Annotated in this window: 22 protein-coding genes; 8 read left to right on the top strand and 14 right to left on the bottom strand. The window is 71.9% G+C overall.

Annotation, left to right across the window (positions count from 1 at the left end):
• Positions 1-53: 53 nt before the first annotated feature.
• The 5 genes from JOD64_RS22220 to JOD64_RS22200 all read right to left on the bottom strand — a co-directional run bounded on the left by JOD64_RS22220 (position 54) and on the right by JOD64_RS22200 (position 4,060).
• Positions 54-218, bottom strand: coding sequence for a hypothetical protein (locus JOD64_RS22220; RefSeq protein ID WP_204943975.1), 165 nt, complete (start codon positions 216-218; stop codon positions 54-56).
• Positions 215-430 (bottom strand): helix-turn-helix domain-containing protein, encoded by a 216-nt coding sequence (locus JOD64_RS22215; protein ID WP_204943974.1) that lies wholly within the window; start codon positions 428-430, stop codon positions 215-217. Before JOD64_RS22215 ends, JOD64_RS22220 begins: the two co-directional genes overlap by 4 nt.
• The gene (locus tag JOD64_RS22210; protein WP_204943973.1) at positions 430-909 is read right to left on the bottom strand and encodes a DUF2975 domain-containing protein; all 480 of its coding nucleotides are present in this window, start codon (positions 907-909) and stop codon (positions 430-432) included. The genes JOD64_RS22215 and JOD64_RS22210 overlap by 1 nt, the downstream gene beginning before the upstream one ends.
• Before the next feature lie 911 nt (positions 910-1,820).
• Positions 1,821-2,756, bottom strand: a complete 936-nt coding sequence (locus tag JOD64_RS22205) for a GNAT family N-acetyltransferase (RefSeq protein WP_307813554.1) — start codon at positions 2,754-2,756, stop codon at positions 1,821-1,823.
• Positions 2,753-4,060, bottom strand: coding sequence for an MFS transporter (locus tag JOD64_RS22200; RefSeq protein WP_204943972.1), 1,308 nt, complete (start codon positions 4,058-4,060; stop codon positions 2,753-2,755). The genes JOD64_RS22205 and JOD64_RS22200 overlap by 4 nt, the downstream gene beginning before the upstream one ends.
• Before the next feature lie 55 nt (positions 4,061-4,115).
• Here JOD64_RS22200 and JOD64_RS33145 point away from each other — a divergent pair, with 55 nt between their 5' ends.
• Positions 4,116-4,718: a CGNR zinc finger domain-containing protein gene (locus JOD64_RS33145; protein WP_307813553.1), complete on the top strand. Its 603-nt coding sequence runs from the start codon at positions 4,116-4,118 to the stop codon at positions 4,716-4,718.
• Positions 4,719-4,866: 148 nt separating this feature from the next.
• On the opposite strand, the gene ligD is transcribed toward JOD64_RS33145, so the two are convergent.
• Positions 4,867-5,904 (bottom strand): non-homologous end-joining DNA ligase, encoded by a 1,038-nt coding sequence (gene ligD / locus JOD64_RS22190; RefSeq protein ID WP_204943971.1) that lies wholly within the window; start codon positions 5,902-5,904, stop codon positions 4,867-4,869.
• 47 nt (positions 5,905-5,951) lie between these two features.
• Between ligD and msrB the strand changes: the two genes are divergently transcribed.
• The gene (msrB, locus tag JOD64_RS22185) at positions 5,952-6,356 is read left to right on the top strand and encodes a peptide-methionine (R)-S-oxide reductase MsrB (protein WP_204943970.1); all 405 of its coding nucleotides are present in this window, start codon (positions 5,952-5,954) and stop codon (positions 6,354-6,356) included.
• Positions 6,357-6,392: 36 nt separating this feature from the next.
• On the opposite strand, the gene JOD64_RS22180 is transcribed toward msrB, so the two are convergent.
• From JOD64_RS22180 to JOD64_RS22170, 3 genes are all read right to left on the bottom strand, one after another.
• Entirely contained in the window at positions 6,393-6,983 is a 591-nt protein-coding gene (locus JOD64_RS22180; protein WP_204943969.1) for a DUF305 domain-containing protein, read from the bottom strand.
• 62 nt (positions 6,984-7,045) lie between these two features.
• Positions 7,046-7,789: a lytic polysaccharide monooxygenase gene (locus JOD64_RS22175; RefSeq protein WP_204943968.1), complete on the bottom strand. Its 744-nt coding sequence runs from the start codon at positions 7,787-7,789 to the stop codon at positions 7,046-7,048.
• A gap of 109 nt (positions 7,790-7,898) precedes the next feature.
• Positions 7,899-8,174: an isoamylase early set domain-containing protein gene (locus tag JOD64_RS22170; RefSeq protein WP_204943967.1), complete on the bottom strand. Its 276-nt coding sequence runs from the start codon at positions 8,172-8,174 to the stop codon at positions 7,899-7,901.
• A gap of 156 nt (positions 8,175-8,330) precedes the next feature.
• Here JOD64_RS22170 and JOD64_RS22165 point away from each other — a divergent pair, with 156 nt between their 5' ends.
• The 5 genes from JOD64_RS22165 (at position 8,331) to JOD64_RS22145 (ending at position 12,066) form a co-directional block, all read left to right on the top strand.
• Entirely contained in the window at positions 8,331-8,591 is a 261-nt protein-coding gene (locus tag JOD64_RS22165) for a metallothionein (protein ID WP_204943966.1), read from the top strand.
• Positions 8,592-8,775: 184 nt separating this feature from the next.
• Entirely contained in the window at positions 8,776-9,723 is a 948-nt protein-coding gene (locus JOD64_RS22160) for a DMT family transporter (protein WP_204943965.1), read from the top strand.
• 61 nt (positions 9,724-9,784) lie between these two features.
• Positions 9,785-10,240 (top strand): GNAT family N-acetyltransferase, encoded by a 456-nt coding sequence (locus JOD64_RS22155; RefSeq protein ID WP_204943964.1) that lies wholly within the window; start codon positions 9,785-9,787, stop codon positions 10,238-10,240.
• A gap of 118 nt (positions 10,241-10,358) precedes the next feature.
• On the top strand, positions 10,359-11,486 hold the full coding sequence (locus tag JOD64_RS22150; protein WP_204943963.1) for a lytic polysaccharide monooxygenase auxiliary activity family 9 protein: 1,128 nt from the start codon (positions 10,359-10,361) through the stop codon (positions 11,484-11,486).
• A 91-nt stretch (positions 11,487-11,577) separates the two neighbouring features.
• Entirely contained in the window at positions 11,578-12,066 is a 489-nt protein-coding gene (locus JOD64_RS22145; protein ID WP_204943962.1) for a GNAT family N-acetyltransferase, read from the top strand.
• 6 nt (positions 12,067-12,072) lie between these two features.
• On the opposite strand, the gene hemQ is transcribed toward JOD64_RS22145, so the two are convergent.
• From hemQ to hemE, 3 genes are read right to left on the bottom strand one after another with little or no spacing between them, the layout of a single operon-like run.
• The gene (gene hemQ, locus JOD64_RS22140) at positions 12,073-12,774 is read right to left on the bottom strand and encodes a hydrogen peroxide-dependent heme synthase (protein WP_204943961.1); all 702 of its coding nucleotides are present in this window, start codon (positions 12,772-12,774) and stop codon (positions 12,073-12,075) included.
• A complete protein-coding gene (hemG, locus tag JOD64_RS22135; RefSeq protein ID WP_204943960.1) occupies positions 12,771-14,180 on the bottom strand; it encodes a protoporphyrinogen oxidase in 1,410 nt (469 codons plus the stop codon). The genes hemQ and hemG overlap by 4 nt, the downstream gene beginning before the upstream one ends.
• Before the next feature lie 7 nt (positions 14,181-14,187).
• Entirely contained in the window at positions 14,188-15,285 is a 1,098-nt protein-coding gene (gene hemE / locus JOD64_RS22130; RefSeq protein WP_204943959.1) for a uroporphyrinogen decarboxylase, read from the bottom strand.
• 232 nt (positions 15,286-15,517) lie between these two features.
• Here hemE and JOD64_RS22125 point away from each other — a divergent pair, with 232 nt between their 5' ends.
• On the top strand, positions 15,518-16,090 hold the full coding sequence (locus tag JOD64_RS22125; RefSeq protein WP_204943958.1) for a DUF3000 domain-containing protein: 573 nt from the start codon (positions 15,518-15,520) through the stop codon (positions 16,088-16,090).
• Positions 16,091-16,148: 58 nt separating this feature from the next.
• On the opposite strand, the gene JOD64_RS22120 is transcribed toward JOD64_RS22125, so the two are convergent.
• Together JOD64_RS22120 and JOD64_RS22115 are read right to left on the bottom strand one after the other, a co-directional pair.
• Positions 16,149-16,973 carry a hypothetical protein gene (locus JOD64_RS22120; RefSeq protein ID WP_204943957.1) on the bottom strand — a complete coding sequence of 275 codons (825 nt, stop codon included), beginning with the start codon at positions 16,971-16,973 and terminating at the stop codon, positions 16,149-16,151.
• Between the two features lie 53 nt (positions 16,974-17,026).
• Complete coding sequence (locus JOD64_RS22115; RefSeq protein WP_204943956.1) at positions 17,027-18,217, bottom strand: S1C family serine protease; 1,191 nt, start codon at positions 18,215-18,217, stop codon at positions 17,027-17,029.
• Positions 18,218-18,368: the final 151 nt, after the last annotated feature.

Here is an 18,368-nt window from a genome sequence, read left to right as displayed (position 1 = left end):
ATGTGATCGTTATTCCGGGGAGGCAGCTCAACCTGGCCCCCGCGCCTGGGCGGTCAGCTGCCGCCCCGAAGGTTCCGGATGCCGAACACCACCGCGCCGATCGCGAGCGCGAGGCCCAGGACCTGGAGACCCGGCGAGTCGTCGGCCTCCCCGTGCGCGATGGCGGCGACGCCGAGCACGACCCCGAGAATGGCGACGACTGTCAGGACGTACCTCATGGGGTTTCGTCCTCGACCCACTCGAGCAGGTCTCCGGGTTGGCAGTCGAGCACCCGGCACATTGCTTCCAGCGTGCTGAAGCGGACGGCCTTGGCGCGGCCGTTCTTCAGCACCGCCACGTTCGCCGGCGTGAGCCCGACCCGCTCGGCGAACTCCCCCACGCTCATCTTGCGCTTGGCCAGCTCGACGTCGATGCGGACGACGATGGGCATCAGATCACCGCTTCCATGTCGGACCGCAGCGTGGTCGCCTGCCGCAGCAGCGCACGCATCACCACCATGAGGAGCCCCAGCACGGTGACTCCCACCGTCAGCAGGAACAGCAGCAGCGGCACTCCGGGGTCGTCGGCCTTGAACCCGACGTAGAGGAAGACACCCACGAGCACCACCCACGCGGCGGCGATGGCCCACACGATCGCGTCCACCCATTTCAAAGAGGCTTCGGTGAAGATGCGGTCGTTCTTGACCAGGCTGAGCAACTTCCAGGTCGAGACGATGACCACCTGGACGCACAGCACCCAGAACACCGCGACGACGGTCGCCGGCCACCGGAGATAGGCGTCCTCCGGTGATTCCGCGGCCATGTACGCGAACTGCCCCGGCAGCGAGAAGGTCTGGAACACAACCAGGACCCCGAACAGCACCACGAGGAACACTCGGAGAGCGGCAACCGCTCGATGCTCTGTAACCATGCATCGAGTTTCGCTCGTTACCTATCGAAAGTCAATCGTTCACACAACACTCGCCTATCTTGTTGCCACTACTTTGCAATAAGGTGGCGGCGCTCAATAAGGCCAAGCAAGGGTGGACGATCGTGTTGGTTGAAGAGATCGGGAGTGGGCCCCATGGCGGCCTGGCCAGCCTGGTGAGCGCATGGGTACGGGGTTGGGTCATCTCCCGAACCGCTCCCCCACCTGTTGAGGTACCCGGTGGGTGGCGTGTCGACGTGGGACTCCACGCCCACCGCCTGCGGTACGTGCTGCACGATCCCGACGAGCAGACGCTTGCTTGGCTCGGCCGACACCAGAACGCACCTGGAACCTGGATCAAGATCGTAGGAAATCCGACCCACTTGCGTGCTGCCCTCCCGTCCTCTATCGAGCGCTCGGATGGACGGTACGCACACCCATCGCGGCCGCGTACATACCAGAGCCCAGAAGCGCCGCAGGTGGCGCGGCTTCGCGAATCCAGCCATGTGGTGCCGAAACAAGTGCCGTGGAACGCCGGCCCCACGCCCGCTGTGGTTCCGGGAACTGGCCGACGAGGAAATCACTCCGGGCCTGATCGAAGTGCTGGCCGCCGAGCGTGCGTTCGGGCTCGGTCCCGGGACGCGGTCCGCATGCGCCGCGAGGTCGCCAGGCCGGGGAGCGTGGTCGTCGGCGGGTCAGTCGCCTCGTGGGACCGATCCGCCGGTGCCACCCGGTGACTCCGTGCGTCGAGGGCGGCGATCTCTTCCTCGGTGAAGCAGGTCGATCAGGTGGTGCCGTACGGATCGGTCCGGACCCGGCCTGACCTCGGCGCTGTGGCAGCGATGTCGGCGGGGCAGCCACACGGCGTAGACGCCGCCGGACCAGGGCAGTCCGGCGGCGTCGCGGGGTACGGGTCAGAGCGGGCGGGTGAACTCCATCCGGTTGGCGAAGTTGTCGTAACCGGCGCGCTGGAAGCCCTTGAACATCGCGACGTTCTCTACGTCGCAGTCGCCCCGGATCTCGGTGGCGCCGTTCTCGGCCAGGATCGCCGTTCCCCGTGCCACGACCGACGAGCTGTAGCCCTTGCCCCGGTGCGCGGGAGCGACACCGACGAAGCCGATCACGGGGAAGGCGGGGCTGTGCGCCGGGAGGCTGATCACGGCCTGGGTGCCGTCAGCGTCGTACCCGATCTCCCACCACTGCGGCTCGTGGTCTAGTTCCGCTGACTCCTCGAACAGCAGCTCCGCGGCCTTGCGCAGGCCGTGCCGCCGTACGTCCTCGGTCAGCCGCGCGTCGGCGGTCTCGGCGAGCAGGGTCTCCAACAGGTCGACGAAGGGTTCGGGGCCCAGTTCGGCGAGGGACCGGAACCGAAGCCGCCCGTCCTGTGCGGGCAGTTCCCCGCCGGCCAGCCAGCGGAAGCGCCGGCCGTCGCGGGCCACGGTGAATCCGGCCCGGCGCAGCAGTTCCGCGCGCTCCTCGGGATGGCGCTGGAACTGTGGTGCCTGGGCCGGCGAGTCCACCACGTGACCGAGTTCCGTGGCGCCGAGCGTCCTGGCCAGGGTGGCCGCCTCCGCGAGCAGCGCGAGTCCGACGGTCAGGTCGGGGTCGTCCCAGGGGGCCTCCAGGAGCACCACGTCGATGGGCATCTCGTTACCGGGCATGGTCCACAGCACGACACTGCCGACCAGTCGGCCGTCGTCCTCGGCCACCAGGCACCACTCCGGCCGGGTGCAGCCCTTGGCGAGCAGGTCGGTCAGGTACGTGCCGGTCGCGGCGTTGCGTTCGGCATCGTTCGGGTACTGGACGAGCCCGGGGATCTCGTCGGAGTGGGCAACGCGGATCGTGGTCACAGGAGGGGTCCTTCGGTGCTGGTGTGGGGAAGCGTACGCAGGGTGCGGATCGGGGAGAGCAGGAGCGGGACGGCGGCGGCCACCCCGGCGATGGCGATGAGCAGCAGGGCGGCGCGCAGGCCGAGCGCTCCACCCAGGAAACCGCCGAGAACGCTGCCGAGCGGAATCGTGCCGAAGGCCAGCAGCCGGTACGTCGCCAGCATGCGGGCCAGCAGTGGGGCTGGGGTGATGGTCTGGCGCAGGCTGACGGCCTGCACCCGGGTGACCGCGATGCCCACGCCGACGAGGAACTCCCCGACGCCGACCAGCGCCAGCGCCACCGGCAGGGGTCGGGTGACCGCCGCGGTCAGGAGCGTACCCAGGCAGGCGACGAGGACCAGCACGATGTAGGTCGGTCCGAAGGCGAACCGCCGTAGCAGCATGGGTGCGGTGGTCGAGCCCAGCAGCGCGCCGACGCCGCCGATCATGAGCAGCACGCCGATGCCGCCGGGGCCTAGGCCGAGTACGCGCAGAGCGTAGAGCATGAACAGTGCCTGGGTGGCGCCGGTGACGGAGTTCCAGATTGCGGCCTGGAGCGCCATCGCCCGCAACATCGGCGTCCGGGTGATCACCGTGAGCCCGGCGCGGATGGCGGTGAGCAGGGGCTCACGGGGCTGGTCGCCGACCGTCGCCGGGGCGTGCGGGAGTGCTCGCCAGGTCGTGGCGGCGCTGACCAGATAGCTCAGTGCGTCGACGACCAGGGCGGCGGCCGGGCCGACGGCGCGGATCAGCAGGCCCGCGACCCCCGGTCCGCCGACCGACGTGGCCGATCGGACCGATTCGAGGCGGCTGTGCGCGGCGAGCAGGGCGCCGTGGCCCACCATCCGCGGCAGCGCGGTGCCCCAGGCGGTCTCGAAGAACACCTGGGCCAGGCCGATCACCGCGACCAGCAGGTACAACCGCGGCAGGGACAGCGAACCGGCGAGCCACAGGGCCGGGATGAGCAGGGTTGCCGCGGCGCGGGTGAGTTCGGCCGTGACGATGACCGGCCGCGCCGGCACCCGGTCCATCCAGGCGCCGATCGGCAGTGCGAGCAGCCAGGGCAGCATCGTGGCCGCGCCGAGCCAACCGAGCTGTACGGAATCCGCGCCGAGGTGCAGCGCCGCGAGGAGCGGCAGGGCGAGCCCGGCGATCGCGGTGCCGAACTCGCTGACGCCCTGGCCGGCCCAGAGCAGGCCGAATCCGGGCGGGAGCTGGTGCGAGGTCTGGAGTGGCTCGACATCGGTCCATGGAGGCCGATACCTGCTTGGCGTTTTCACTGGCATCGCCGAGAAGTAGATCATGCGTGGCGATGCCGGTCAACTGGTTATGCTGGTATCTGTGACTACCGAGGACGCCGACGCGCGTCGCCCCGCACCCGGTCGGCTCCGTCTCGTACAGGACTTCTGCAACAGCGTGGACTTCGAGGGCGGCTGGGACGACCTCGCCGACCCCGGTGGCCTGACCACCTGGCTGGCCGCGAAGGGCCACGCGGTCCGCGAAGGAGGGCTGGGACCCGACGACGTAGGGCGTGTGCTGCGTTTCCGGGAGGCGTTGCGTGACCTGCTGAGCGTCCCGGCACACCACGGTCGGCCCGGCCCGCAGGACGAGTCACCGGGACTCGACCGCCGGGAGCGAGGCCGCCGCGTGCTCGCCGAAGCCGCGGCCGACCTGCCGCTCGCGGTCGTGGTCGGCGAGCGGTTCACCATCGCTCCCACGGGCACTGGGCTGTCCGGGGCGCTCGCGGCGATCCTGGTGGCGCTGGCCTTCGGCGACGCCGACCGCACGCTCTCCAGGCTGAAGGTGTGCCAGGCAGACAGTTGCCGGTGGGTCTTCTATGACCAGTCGCGCAACGGCTCCAGCCGCTGGTGCACCATGCAGTTGTGCGGGGCACGGAACAAGAACCGTGTCTACCGGCGGCGCCAGCGCGAAGCCGTCGAATGAGCGACGCCGGACGGCTATCACGGCTGATCGGTGACTTGCGTGTCGTGTGCGCTCCCCGAGCACAGCGCGACACCGGCACGGCTGGTCCCTAACGGGGACGGTGACCTGCCGGCCCCAGGCAGCCCGGCCGGCCTCGCCTCCAGCGCGCTCAGGCGCTCTCGTCCTCGGGGGCGCGCTTGGCGCGGCTCGGCTGCACCCGCTTGGGCTCGCCGGGCATCTTCGGGTGGTCCGGCGGGTATGGCAGGTCGCCCTGACCGGCGGCGGCGTCCCGGTCGGCCCACTCCAACAGCGGCGTGATGTCCCACGGGGCGTCGTCGATGCCGGCGTGCGGGTCGCCGCGCTCGGCGAGCCGGGCCGGGACGGTCCGCAGGTCGAAGTCGTCCGGGTCGACGTGGGGCAGCTCGTCCCAGGTGACCGGTGTCGAGACGGTGGCCCGCGCGTTGGCCCGCAGCGAGTACGCGCAGGCGATCGTCCGGTCCCGAGCCATCTGGTTGAAGTCGACGAAGACCCGACTGCCGCGCTCCTCCTTCCACCAGGCCGTGGTGACCAGGTCGGGGTGGCGGCGTTCCACCTCCCGGGCCAGCGCGATGGTGGCCCGGCGCACCTCGGTGAACGTCCAACGGGGCTGGATGCGCAGATAGACGTGCACGCCCCGGCCACCGGAGGTCTTCGGCCAACCGGTCACACCCAGCTCGTCGAGGAGCGCGCGGACCTCCCCGGCGGCCCGCGCCGCGTCGGCGAAGTCGGTGCCGGGCTGCGGGTCCAGGTCGATGCGCAGCTCGTCGGGTCGGTCGACGTCGGCGGCGCGCACGGGCCACGGGTGCAACACGATGGTGCCCATCTGGGCCGCCCAGGCCACGTGCGCCAGATCGATCGGGCAGAGCTCCGCGGCGCTCCGACCGCTCGGGAAGGTGATCTCCGCAGTCGTCACCCAGGGTGGCACGCCCCGCGTGGGCACCCGCTTCTGGAAGAACATCTCGCCCTCGACGCCCTCGGGGAACCGTTGCAGCGTGGTGGGCCGGTCCCGCAGGGCGCGCATGATCCCGTCGCCGACCGCGAGGTAGTAGTGGAAGACGTCCGCCTTGGTGAAGCCCCGCTGCGGGAAGATGACCCGATCGGGACTGCTCAGTCGAACGCTGCGCCCGGCCACGTCGACCTCGGCGACCGCAGCCTTTGTGCCAGCCATCTCGCGACCATATGCCACAGCCCCGACGTTCGACGTACCGTTGAGGGGTGAGTCTTGACGACAACGAGCTGCCCCGCACCGAGGACGAGTGGCGGGTCCGGTTGACCCCCGAGGAGTTCCACGTCCTGCGGGAGCACGGCACCGAACGCCCGTGGACCGGCGAGTACGTGGACACGAAGACGGCTGGCGTCTACAACTGCCGAGCCTGCGGGCTGGAGCTTTTCTCCAGCGACACGAAGTTCGACTCGCACTGCGGGTGGCCGAGCTTCGACGATGCCATCCCGGGCCGGGTCAAGGAGATCGTGGACCGCAGCCTCGGCATGGCCCGCACGGAGATCCGCTGCGCCCGCTGCGACAGCCACCTCGGGCACGTCTTCCACGGCGAGGGCTTCACCCCGAAGGACACCCGGCACTGCGTCAACTCGGTCTCCATCCGGCTGGAACCCCGCTGACCTGAGCTGTCCGGGTGGGGTGCCGCCGGCGCGCGCTCACGGCGTACCCCTGAGCAACTGGACCTCGGCGGTGCGGGACTGCTCGATCCGCCGGGCGAGGTCGCGGACCCGCTCGTTTCGGCCGACGCCGACCTGAGCGCGGGCCAGGTCGGCCGCCGCCCGCTGGTGGTCCGCGAGCACCTCGCGCAGCATCCGGTCGACGTCCGCGTCGGGCGCGGTCCGCAGCCGGTCGAGCGCGGCCTCGTCACCATGGCCTTCGTGCTGGTGTACGGCCGCGCTGGCGCCCGGCCCGGCGGTGGGCAGCCAGCCACGCATCGTGGACAGCTCATCTGCCTCGGTCGACTCGATGGCGGCGACCAGGGTACGCAGCGCGTCGTCGCGTACCCGGTCGCGCGCGAGCCGGACGATCTGCAGGGTGCGTTGGCTGTGCCCGACCCTCGTGCTCAGGAACACCACGTCGATGCCGCTCATCTCGGCGTCGGCCGGGGAGTCAGCTCCCGCGGACCCGGCCGGGTCCGCGGGAGCTGGTTGTGGCACCGCTGACGGGCTCGACGTGGGCGACCCGGCGCAGGCACTGGTGAGCAGCAGCGCGGCGGCGAGGGACGCCAGACGGGTACGGCGGGACATGCCGGTGCTCCGTTCACGCTAGGGCGGCGACACGGGTGCGACCAGCGGCCGCACCCGTGCGGTCAGACCTGGAGCCAGAGCGCCGGTACGTTCGGCGGCTCCCACCCGGGGATCGCCGTGTGCGCCTGCCGGCAGCGGTACGTCCGCCCGCCGTAGGTGACCTGGTCGCCGACCTGGTACGCCCGGCCGGTCGTCCAACTGCCGCCCGGGGCGGGCGTCGTGGGCGGCGCGGTGGTCGGGGTGGGCCGTGGGGTGGGTGAGGTGGTCGGGGTGGGGGTCGGCGCCGGTCCGCCTCCGCCGCCGATCTGCACGTCGATGCAGGAGTAGAAGGCGTTCGCGGTGTCGGAGATGTTCCACACGGCGAGGATCTTCTGCCGGCCGGAGTACCCGCCGAGGTTGACGGTGTGCGAGACCGTCGCCCCCGGCTGCTGGCCGTTGCCGTTGACCACGCCGACCCGGGTGTTGCCGATCCAGTACTCCCAGTTGCTGGTGGCGTGCCGGGCGGTGTTCACCCAGGTGAAGGTCAGTGAGCTGCCGACCGAAGTGGCCGGCCAGCCCCGGCTGTCGTCGTTGAGGACGGCGAACTGGGCGATCCCGGCGTTGCAGCTGCGCAGGCCCTTGGGCCCCTCGACGCTCTGCGGCTCGTACTTGATCTGCCCGCAGTCGGGCACCCGGCCCTGCGCGCAGAGCGCCTGCCGGCTCGGCGGGGCGGAGACGTAACCGTGCGCCTGCGCGGGGGCGGCGACGGTGAGGGTGGCGGCGACAGCACCCGCCGCCACCAGCGGGACGGTGATTTTTCTACGCATCGGGGCGGCTCCTTCTCCAGTTCTGGTGAGGTGCCCTCAACGTAATTTAAACATTGTTAACAGTAAAGACCTCCATCGATAAATACATCGATGGTGACGAGTTTTCTTCTCAGAGTCGAAGCAGGCTGCCGCGGTCGTCGACCTGGTCGGCTGATTCGTCGTCCAACCAGACACCACCGGTGGCGAGGTAGCGGAACCGGTGCTCCCCGGGCGGGAGCTTCACGGTGACCGTCCGCGTGCCGTCGCGGCGGATCACCAACTCGTGCCGGCCCGGTTCCCAGCCGTTGAAGGAGCCGACGACGCTCACCGGACCGGGCGGGGCGTCACGGGGCAGACAGAAGGTCACCCGGGTCTGATTGCCGAAGAGCCTGTTGCGCTTGATCACTGTGATCCTCCGGGGGTTGCGGCGGTTCACCCGGCACAACGGGCAACACGCCGGGGCCGACACGCCGCCCGGGTCATGGAACACCGACATTTCACGTCATCGACGCCTTCGTCTGAGGCAATCTGTTCGTATATGTCCTGATGCGGAAGGTTGACCATGGCAACGTGCGAGGTCTGCGGCAACGACTACTGGATGGCGTTCGAGGTGCACACCGTCAGCGGCGACGTGCACACCTTCGACTCGTTCGAGTGCGCGGCCCACCGATTGGCACCGATCTGCGAGCACTGCCAAGTCAAGATCGTTGGGCACGGTGTCGAGGTCAACGGCCGCTTCTTCTGCTGCGGGCACTGCGCCCGCGCCGTCGAGGGCACGGTGGGCGCCGAGATCCGCGACGCCGTCGGCGCACGCCCAGCCTGACCGCGCCGCGCCCTGCGGTACGGTCGTCCCCATGCGGCCGTTGCTGGGCGTCCTGCCCCCACCGCGCTCCTGAGCGGAGCGCCACGCCTTTCGCCGACCGGGTGACCGACCCCGCTCGGCCATCTCGCCGTACGCGCTCCGTCGACGTCGTCCCCGTCAACGGCTCACCCCTCGGAGCGCATCCGTGTCGTCCACCTCCCGTACCGCGCCGTCGGCCGCTTCGGCCCCGGCGGTCACCCAGGCCCGCACCGGCCTGATCCAGATCACCGTCACCGGCGTGCTGTGGGGCACCACCGGCGTGGCGGTGCAACTCCTGCGTGAAAGCACCGGTCTCAGCCCGGTGAGCATCGGCTTCCACCGCCTCGCGATCGCCGCGCTCGTCCTGCTGGCGTGCACCGCCGGTCGGCTCGGCACGGTCCTGGCCGCCCTGCGCGCGGCACCCGTACCGCTGCTGCTCACCGGCGTCGGCCTCGGCCTCTACCAGGCGCTCTACTTCGCCGCCGTGGCCTGGGCCGGCGTCAGCGTGGCAACCGTCGTCAGCCTGGGCCTGGCCCCGGTGCTCGCCGCGACCTGGGAGTCGGTGCGCGCCCGACGGATCCCCGGCCCGCTGCGACTCGGCACGTTGATCGCTGCCGTGGCCGGTCTCGTCCTGATCACCGGCGCCACGACGGATCCCGGCGCCGCGGCGCCCGCCCCACTGCTCGGCCTGCTCGCGGCGGCCGGTTCCGGCCTGGGGTACGCGGTGACCACCCTGATCAGCCGGCAGGTGTCACAGCGCACCGAACCGATGACCCTGACCACCATCTCCACCACGGTCGGAGCACTGACCCTGGCACCGTTCGCCCTGGTCGCCGGGGTCAGCACGCCGGTACGCCTCGACACCGTGGCACTGCTGCTGCACCTCGGCGTGGTCACCACCGCAGTGGCGTACGCGCTGTTCTACGCCGGGCTGCGCACCACCCCGGGCAGCGTCGCCGCCGTACTGACCCTGCTCGAACCGCTCACCGCCGCGGCACTGGCGGTGGCGCTGTTGCACGAGCCGCTCCCGCTGCCGGTCATCGGCGGCGGCGTACTGCTGCTCACCGCCGTGGCCGCCACCTACCTGACGCCCGCGGGTCCGAAGACCCGGTGAGCGGATCCGGCCGGGTCGGGCGCGCGCGGCCCGGCCGGACGCCACGGCCTACCATCGGTGGGTGCCCCAGCAGACCACCGAAATCCGGACGGCCTCCTTCGCCGACCTGGACGCCCGCACCTTCCACGATCTACTCAAGCTGCGCATCGACGTGTTCGTGGTGGAGCAGCACTGCCCGTACCCGGAACTCGACGGGCGGGACGTGGAGCCGGGCACCCGGCATCTCTGGCTGACCGACGGCGGCGCGCCGCTGGCGTACCTGCGGATCCTGGCCGACCCGGACGGCACCGCCCGGATCGGTCGGGTCGTGGTGGCGCCGGCAGCCCGCGGCGGCGGGCACGCCGGCCGGCTGATGACGGCGGCGCTGGAGGTGCTGGGCAACCAGCCCTGCGTGCTGGAGGCCCAGTCGCACCTGGTCCCGTTCTACGCCCGGCACGGCTTCACGGTCAGCGGCGCGGAGTACGTCGAGGACGGCATCCCACACACGCCGATGCGACGCGAACCCATTGACGCCTGACTATCAACCTGGCATGGTGCCGGGTAGAGCCGTCGCGGGAGCCAGCGAATAGGCCCGGGAGTGGGCAACTCCCAGCGGTCCGGGTGTCGTCGTCCGACCTCATCCCCCCGGGGGCTCCATGTCCATTCTCGTACGATCACCACGCGTGCTCCGGCCACTCGCCGTCGCGTCGGCCGCCACGCTCCTGCTGGCCACCGCGCTGATGACGATGCTGGTCCAGCCCGCCTCGGCGCACGGCTCGGTCGTCGACCCGGCCTCGCGCAACTACAGCTGCTGGCAACGTTGGGGCAGCGATTTCCAGAACCCCCGAATGGCCACCGAGGACCCGATGTGCTGGCAGGCCTGGCAGGCCGACCCGGCCGCCATGTGGAACTGGAACGGCCTGTTCCGCGAGGGCGTCGGCGGCAACCACCAGGCCGCCGTCCCCAACGGCCAACTGTGCAGCGGCGGGCGCACCCAGAGCCCGCGCTACAACTCGTTGGACACCATCGGCGCGTGGAAGACCACCTCGGTGTCGAACAACTTCCGGCTCCGTTTCTTCGACCAGGCCAGTCACGGCGCCGACTACATCCGGGTGTACGTGACCAAACAGGGCTTCAACGCGCTCACCGAACCGCTCGGCTGGGACGACCTGGAGCTGGCCGGTCAGATCGGCAACACCCCGGCCTCGCAGTGGGATCAGGACACCGGTGGGGTCTCCATCCAGATCCCGGTCAGCGCGTCCGGACGCACCGGACGGCACATCGTCTACACCGTCTGGCAGGCCAGCCACCTGGACCAGTCGTACTACCTGTGCAGCGACGTGACCTTCGGTGGGACGAGCACCCCGCCGCCGACGACTCCCCCGCCCACCACGGCCCCGCCCACCACGGCCCCGCCCACCACGGCCCCGCCCACCTCTCCGCGGCCGACCACCCCGCCGCCGAGCACCCCGCCGCCGGCTGGGGCCTGCACGGCGACGTACCAGGTCACCGGCCAGTGGTCCGGCGGCTTCCAGGCTGAGGTGAAGGTGACCGCGGGCGGCTCGCCCACCCGAGGCTGGTCGGTGAGCTGGAACTACAACAACGGCCAGCAGGTCACCTCGTCGTGGAACACCACCGTCAGCACCAACGGCACGCTGGTCACCGCGCGCAACGTCAGCCACAACGGCACCCTCGCCGCCGGAGCGAGCACCACGTTCGGTTTCCTCGGCTCGTGGAACGGCAGCAACCCGGTTCCGCTGGTCTCCTGCACGGCGACCAGTTGACCCCGTCCGGTGCCGCACCCGGGCGGGGGTGCGGCACCGGCCGGTGGGTTTTCGATGGCGCCCGCACACCGCCACAGGGCATCATCCCCACATGATCGAAATGCGGGTGCTCACCCCCGACGACTGGCAAACCTGGCGCGACCTGCGGCTGGCCGCCCTCACCGAGGCGCCGGAGGCGTTCGGATCCCGGCTCGCCGACTGGCAGGGCGAGGGCGACCGCGAGCAACGCTGGCGCGACCGGCTGAGCATCCCCGGCTCACACAACCTGGTGGCCGTCCTGGACGGACGTCCGGTCGGGATGGCCAGCGGCGTACCGACGGCGGACCCACTGATGATGGAACTGATCTCGATGTGGGTGCACCCCGACGCCCGCGGCCGGAAGGTCAGCAACCTCCTGGTGGACACGGTGGCGCGCTGGGCCCGCGAGAGCGGCGCCGACCGGCTACGCCTCACCGTCATGCCCGACAACGCGCGGGCGAAGGCCCTCTACCGTCGCACCGGCTTCCACCAGACCGACGAGTTGGGCGATCTCCTGCCCGACGGCGTGAGCCGCGAACAAGTCATGCTCCGCCCCCTGTGAACCGGGTTAGACCAGGCAGTTGACGATCTCGGCAATCGTGCGTCGGCGGCCCGTGTAGAAGGGGACCTCCTCGCGGACGTGCCGGCGGGCGGCAGAGGCGCGCAGGTCACGCATCAGGTCGACGATCCGGTGCAACTCGTCGGCCTCGAACGCGAGCATCCACTCGTAGTCACCCAACGCGAACGAGGCGACCGTGTTGGCCCGTACGTCCGGGTAGCCGCGGGCCATCTTCCCGTGCTCGGCCAGCATCTCGCGCCGCTCGGCGTCGGGCAGCAGGTACCACTCGTACGAGCGGATGAACGGGTAGACGCAGATGTAGTGGCGGGCTTCCTCGCCGGCCAGGAACGCCGGGATGTGGCTCTTGTTGAACTCGGCCGGCCGGTGCAGCGCCATCTGCGACCAGACCGGGGTCAGCGCCCGCCCCAGCGTGGTGCGGCGGAACCGCAGGTACGCGTCCTGCAGCGCGTCACTGGAGGCGGAGTGCCACCAGATCATCACGTCCGCGTCGGCACGCAGACCGGAGACGTCGTACACGCCCCGGAGCGCCACGTCCTTGCCGGCCAGTTCCTCGAAGAGGGACTCGACCTCACCGGTGACGTTGTCCCGCAGCGACGGCAGCGGGGCGCTGGCCCGGAACACCGACCACATCGTGTAGCGGATGCTGTCGTTCAGCTCCCGCATGCGGGCCGCGTTGGTCTGCTCGGTCATCTCGCCGATCCTCCCAGTGCTGTGATGATCTCTTCGGCCGCCGTCTCGCCGGAGCGGACGCAGACCGGGATGCCGACGCCGTCGTAACCGGCGCCGGCGAGGACCAGGGTGCTGTGTGCGGCCCGCAACGCCGTCCGCGCGGCGGCGACCCGGTCGGCGTGCCCGGGGGTGTACTGGGGCAGCGCCCCGCCCCACCGCTGCACGTGCCCGTCGACCGGAGCGGGCAGCGGGGTGCCGAGCACCGCCGAGAGCTCTCGGTGCACGGTGGTCGCCAGGTCCGCGTCGGGGCGCTGCAGGTGCGCCTCCTCGCCGTACCGGCCCACCGACGCGCGCACCAACGCCAACCCGTCCGGGTGGCGCAGGTGCCCCCACTTCGTGGTGAAGAAGGTGGCGGCCTTGATCAGTAGCCCTTCGGTGCTGGGCACCAGGAAACCCGACAACTCGGGCAGTTGCGGTTGCGGCACCGCCAGGGTGACCAACGCGACGCTCGCGTAGTCCAGCTCCCCGACGCTCGCCGCGGCCGCCGGGGCCGGGCCCGCGAGCAGCCGGGCCGCCGGTCGTGCCGGCACCGCCAGCACCACGGCGTCCACGTCGACCAGCTCTGGATCACGCGTGGGGCCGACCGTGAGCCGCCAACCCGTGTCGGTCGGGGTCAGCTCGCGGACGGCGGCGTCTCGCCGTACCGTCGCGCCACTGACCGTCACCGCCGCCTCGACCAGGGTGCTGAGCCCACCGACCAGGGTGCCGAAGACCGGGGCGCCGGGTGCTCGCGGCGCGGCGGCCTGCGCGGCCCGGACCGCGCCGGTCAGGGTGTGCTCCACCCGGGCCGTGCGGGCCAGTGCCGGCATCGTCGTGACCAGGGAGAGATCGTCGGCGCGGCCCGCGTACACGCCGCCCAGCATCGGGTCGACCAGCCGCTCGACCACCTCGTCGCCGAAGCGGGACCGGACCAGCGCACCCACCGACACGTCCGCGTCGGGCCCGACCAGCGGCCGACCACCGTCGGTGTCGGCGTCCGTCCTCGGGCGGGCCACCGTGCGCACCAGGTCCAGATCCCCGGGTACGCCCACCAGGGTGCCGCCCGGGATGGGGCGCAGCCCTCCGTCGATGACCAGCGCGGCCTGCCCGACCGTGGGGTGCACGATCCGATCAGCCAGCCCGAGCCGCCGGGCCAACGCCACCGCCGCGCTCTCGCTGCCCGTCGGGTCGCGCATCAGGAACGACTCCGCGCCGAGCTCCACCGGCTGACCAGCCAACTCCCCGGTGCGCAGCTTGCCGCCCAGCGCGCCGGACTGCTCGTACACCGTGATCTCGGTGCCGGCCGGTGCGCGGTCGCGCAACCGGACCGCGGCGGCCAACCCGGCGATCCCGCCGCCGACCACCGCCACCCGCCAGGGCTGCCGCATTGCCGCCTCAGCCCTGGTCGACCCGGCGGCTGGAAAGCTCGTGCACCAGCGCGACCACCCGGGTCAACACCTCCGGGTCGGTTTCCGGCAGCACCCCGTGACCGAGGTTGAACACGTGCCCGGGGGCCGCCCTGCCCTGCTCCAGGATGCGGCGCACCTCGGCCTCCACGACCGGCCACGGCGCGAGCAGCACACACGGGTCCAGGTTGCCCTGCACCGCCTTGTCCGGGCCGATCCGGTGCGTGGCCACATCCAGCGGGGTACGCCAGTCGACGCCGACCACGTCCGCGCCGGCCTCGCCCATCGCGCCGAGCAGCTCGGCGGTGCCCACCCCGAAGTGGATCCGCGGCACCCCGGCGCCGACCAACCCGCTCAGCACGGCGGTCGAGTGCGGCAGCACGAAACGGCGGTAGTCGGCCTCGGAGAGCGCGCCCGCCCACGAGTCGAAGAGCTGCACGGCGGACACGCCGGCCTCGATCTGCACCCGCAGGAAGGCCAGCGTCACCTCGGCCAGCCGGCCGCAGAGCGCGTGCCACAGAGCCTCATCGCCGTACATCAGGGCCTTGGTCTTCGCGTGGGTCCGCGACGGCCCGCCCTCGACCAGGTAGCTGGCCAGGGTGAACGGCGCGCCGGCGAAACCGATCAGCGGGGTGTCGCCCAGCTCGACCACCAGCTGCCGGACGGCCTCATCCACGTACGAGACGTCGTCGCGGGTGATCGGGCGGATCCGCTCGACGTCGGCGGCGGTGCGGATCGGCTCGGCGACCACCGGGCCGGTGCCCGGCACGATGTCCAGGTCGACCCCGGCCGCGGCGACCGGCACCACGATGTCGCTGAACAGGATCGCCGCGTCCACCCCGTGCCGGCGCACCGGCTGGAGGGTGATCTCGGTGACCAACTCCGGGCGACGGCAGGACTCCAGCATCGGCACGCTCGCCCGGATCTCCCGGTATTCCGGCAGGGAGCGACCGGCCTGGCGCATGAACCAGACCGGGGTGTGCGGGACGGGCCGGCGTCGGCAGGCCCGGATGAAGGGCGAGTCGGCCGGTCCGCCGGGGCGGGTTTCTCCGTCTCGGGCGGCAGTGCCCGTGGTGTCCGTGGTCATCGCCGCAATCGTGCCACGCCCACCGCCCCCACCCCGCCGGGGGTGAAAGGAACGAGACCTGGTCCACGCCCGTGGTGGAGCAGGGACCCCCTTGTCAACGCCCGAGCGGCGGCCCGGCTGGCTCGACCGGGCATCCCGGCGCTCCGGGCCCCGGCGCAGCGGAACGGCCGTCCGGTCGGGTGTCGGCGCGCCGTCGAAGCAGGGGGGCCGACGGCGGCATAGGCTGCCCGACATGGCCCCCCCGATCGCGCTCCCGGAGACGTTCGCCCGCGCGGTCGCCGGGCTGCGGTCGGCGGCCCCCCGGCCGGAGATCACTCTGGAGGAGGTCGGCGCACCCCAGCGGCTGGCTCCGTTCACGTTCGCGCTCTCCGCGACCGTGCTGCGCGACGGCGACGAGGTGGCCACCGGCCGGCTGATCCTGCTGCACGACCCCATCGGTCACGAGGCGTGGCAGGGCACCCTGCGGTTGGTCACCTATGTGACCGCCGAGTTGGAGGTCGACCTGGCCGCCGACCCGCTGCTGCCCGGTGTCGGCTGGACGTGGCTGACCGACGCGTTGGACACCCAGGGCGCCGGCCACCGGGCGATCGGCGGGACGGTGACGCAGACCATGTCGACCCGGTTCGGCGACCTCGCCGGCCCACCGACCGTCGGCGACATCGAGATCCGCGCCTCGTGGACGCCCGTCGACGACGAGCTGACCCCACACCTGCTCGGCTGGTGTGCACTGCTCGCCTCCACCGCCGGCCTGCCACCACCCGGGGTCACGGCCCTGTCCGATCGCCGCCCCGCCGGCGCGGCCTGACCCACCCGAGCCCGCCCCACGCCCATGACGACCGGGGCCGAAGCCGAGGCGGCATGGCTCAGAGGTAGTCCTCCGCCTCGTCGCAGACCTTGTCGAGGTCCTTCATCGCCGCGTCGTACGCGCCCTTGTTGCCTGCCGCCGCCGCTCCCAGCGCGGTCGTCAGCTTGTCCAGGCAGCTCGCGATGACCGCCTTCTGCCGGGCCTGTTCGTCGCGGTCGTTGCGGGTGCCGGTCAGGTCCTGCTCGGTGTTGTCGAGCTTCTCCTGCATGGCCTGCAGATCGGTCTTCAGCTTCGTGATCTCGGCGGTGTTGGCGGCGATGGTGTCGTCGCGCTGGCTGACCTGACCGGTGAGGCGCTTTTCGGTGCGGTTCAGCTCGTTGTTCTTCGTCACGAACAGCCCGGTCATCACCGCGCTGACGACGAAGAGCAGCGCCGCCACCAGGGCCAGCACCAGCAGGGCAGGACCTCGGCCGGTTGACGACGCACCGGCCGGGCCGTACGCCGGCGCCATCCCGGGCGGCGCGGACAGCGGCTGCCCGTACCCGGGGCCGGAGACCGGCGGCGCGGACAGCGGCTGCCCGTACCCGGGACCGGGCACCGGCGGCGCGGAGACCGGGCCGGCGTACGGCGGGGTGCTGGCCGGATAACCCGGCGGGCCCTGCGGTCCGCCGTACTGCGCTGGCACGGGCGGATGGGCACCGTACTGCGGCGGGGCCTGGCCCGGGGCGTACGGCTCTGGTGTGGGCTGGCCGACCGGGTGCGGCACGGTCGGGTCGTCGCTGGTCGACTGCGGAACGGCTTGCTGCGGCACGGTCCGGTCCCCATCGGGCGGTGTGGGGAGGGCCGGCGGCGGACCCTCCGGCCCGGGCGGTGGTTGGGTCATCTTCGCTCCTGGAGGTGGGCAGGTCCCGCGTCGGCAGGCGCGGTGGGGGTGGGTCAGCAGATCTTGAACCCGTCGCAGGCGACCTTGATCGGTACGGCGAGCCCGATCCCCTCGGCGTTGCGGGCCTTGGCGGTGGCGATGCCGACCACCTGCTTGCTGCCGTTGATCACCGGCCCGCCGGAGTTGCCCGGGTTGATCGGGGCGTCGAACTGGATCGCCGGCCCGGACCCGCCCTGGGCGGGGCGCAACGCGCTCACCACACCGGTGGTGACGCTGTCCTCCAGGCCGAGCGGAGCGCCGACGACGACGATCTGCTGGCCGGACTTCGCCGCGGCGGGCGCGGTGACCAGGCCGGTGAACTTGCCGCTGGTACGCAGGTGTGCCACATCGTTTGTCTTGTCGACCTTGACGATGGTCGCGGGGAAGCGCTGGCTGGTGCGTTCCAGGAAGACTTCGCGGCCTCCGCCGTCCCAGACCGCCTCCACCACGTGGAAGTTGGTGAACAGGTTGGTCCCGCCGTCGGCCGCCGGCTTGCCCACCGCGAACGCGGTCCCGGTGAACTGGCCGGCCCGCACCCGGAACACGCTGGGCAGCACCGCGCTGGCCACCGCCTCCGGATTGAAGGCGGCCCCCGCCTGCTTCTCCAACGCCGCCGCGCGCTCGTCCAGGCCGTCGAGGCGGGCGCCGTCGCCGTCCTGGGCCTGCGCCAAACGGCGGTCGGTCTCGGCGAGCCGCTGGCCGAGCCTGTCGAGCTGGTACGCCTGCAGGCCGGCCACCGCGGCCAGCGCGACGATGGCCAACGTGGCGAGCACGGTCGGCCAGCGGCGGCGGGCGGGTCGGACGGCCGGTGGTGTCGCACCCGGCCAACCGGGCTGCACGGGGTGTCCAGCGGCGGCGGAGGGCTGGACGCCGCCGGGTGGCGGGTAGCCACTTGCCGCCGGGAAGCCGGGTGCGGCCGGTGGGTAGCCGCTGGCCGCCGTCGGAGCGCCCGTGCCGTACGGCCCGACTGACGGGGTGCCCCACTGACCGGTGTTGGGCGGGACGGGCCGGTCGGCGCGGGGTGCCGGAACGGGCCGGGGCGGGACAGTGCCGCCGGCCGGGGACGTCGACCAGGTCGGCTGGGCACCCGGGTAGGGCTCGACGCGCGGTGGCAGCGGCCCGGGCCGGTCCGCCGCCGGGCCGCCCGAGTCGTCGGGCTCGGCACCCGCCGGTCGCCCGTCCCCCGAACCGAAGCCAGCCGTCATGATCGCCGCGCCTCTCCCCGTGGTCGCCCCCGCAGCCGTCACGAGTCACGCGTCACGGGTCGCGGTTCGATGGAACGTACCTGCGCGAACGGGCTTTGTCTCCCCCAATGTCCGGCATCCGAAGGGACACCTTGCGGACACCTGACCGACA

Origin of the sequence: Micromonospora luteifusca, from assembly GCF_016907275.1 — a bacterium.
Lineage (GTDB): Bacteria > Actinomycetota > Actinomycetes > Mycobacteriales > Micromonosporaceae > Micromonospora > Micromonospora luteifusca.
Note: the sequence above shows the minus strand (reverse complement) of the source record. Positions and strands in the feature narration are given on the sequence as shown.

Bases quoted from the DNA above. Each gene is read 5' to 3' on its own strand.
- JOD64_RS22180 (WP_204943969.1), bottom strand. From the start codon at position 6,983: ATGTCCCGCCGTACCCGTCTGGCGTCCCTCGCCGCCGCGCTGCTGCTC.
- JOD64_RS22200 (WP_204943972.1), bottom strand. From the start codon at position 4,060: ATGCCAGTGAAAACGCCAAGCAGGTATCGGCCTCCATGGACCGATGTC.
- JOD64_RS22115 (WP_204943956.1), bottom strand. From the start codon at position 18,217: ATGACGGCTGGCTTCGGTTCGGGGGACGGGCGACCGGCGGGTGCCGAG.
- ligD (WP_204943971.1), bottom strand. From the start codon at position 5,904: ATGGCTGGCACAAAGGCTGCGGTCGCCGAGGTCGACGTGGCCGGGCGC.
- JOD64_RS22165 (WP_204943966.1), top strand. From the start codon at position 8,331: ATGGCAACGTGCGAGGTCTGCGGCAACGACTACTGGATGGCGTTCGAG.
- JOD64_RS22215 (WP_204943974.1), bottom strand. From the start codon at position 430: ATGCCCATCGTCGTCCGCATCGACGTCGAGCTGGCCAAGCGCAAGATG.
- hemQ (WP_204943961.1), bottom strand. From the start codon at position 12,774: ATGACCGAGCAGACCAACGCGGCCCGCATGCGGGAGCTGAACGACAGC.
- JOD64_RS22145 (WP_204943962.1), top strand. From the start codon at position 11,578: ATGATCGAAATGCGGGTGCTCACCCCCGACGACTGGCAAACCTGGCGC.
- JOD64_RS22210 (WP_204943973.1), bottom strand. From the start codon at position 909: ATGGTTACAGAGCATCGAGCGGTTGCCGCTCTCCGAGTGTTCCTCGTG.
- JOD64_RS22120 (WP_204943957.1), bottom strand. From the start codon at position 16,973: ATGACCCAACCACCGCCCGGGCCGGAGGGTCCGCCGCCGGCCCTCCCC.
- JOD64_RS22175 (WP_204943968.1), bottom strand. From the start codon at position 7,789: ATGCGTAGAAAAATCACCGTCCCGCTGGTGGCGGCGGGTGCTGTCGCC.
- hemG (WP_204943960.1), bottom strand. From the start codon at position 14,180: ATGCGGCAGCCCTGGCGGGTGGCGGTGGTCGGCGGCGGGATCGCCGGG.
- JOD64_RS22150 (WP_204943963.1), top strand. From the start codon at position 10,359: ATGTCCATTCTCGTACGATCACCACGCGTGCTCCGGCCACTCGCCGTC.
- JOD64_RS22220 (WP_204943975.1), bottom strand. From the start codon at position 218: ATGAGGTACGTCCTGACAGTCGTCGCCATTCTCGGGGTCGTGCTCGGC.
- hemE (WP_204943959.1), bottom strand. From the start codon at position 15,285: ATGACCACGGACACCACGGGCACTGCCGCCCGAGACGGAGAAACCCGC.
- JOD64_RS22125 (WP_204943958.1), top strand. From the start codon at position 15,518: ATGGCCCCCCCGATCGCGCTCCCGGAGACGTTCGCCCGCGCGGTCGCC.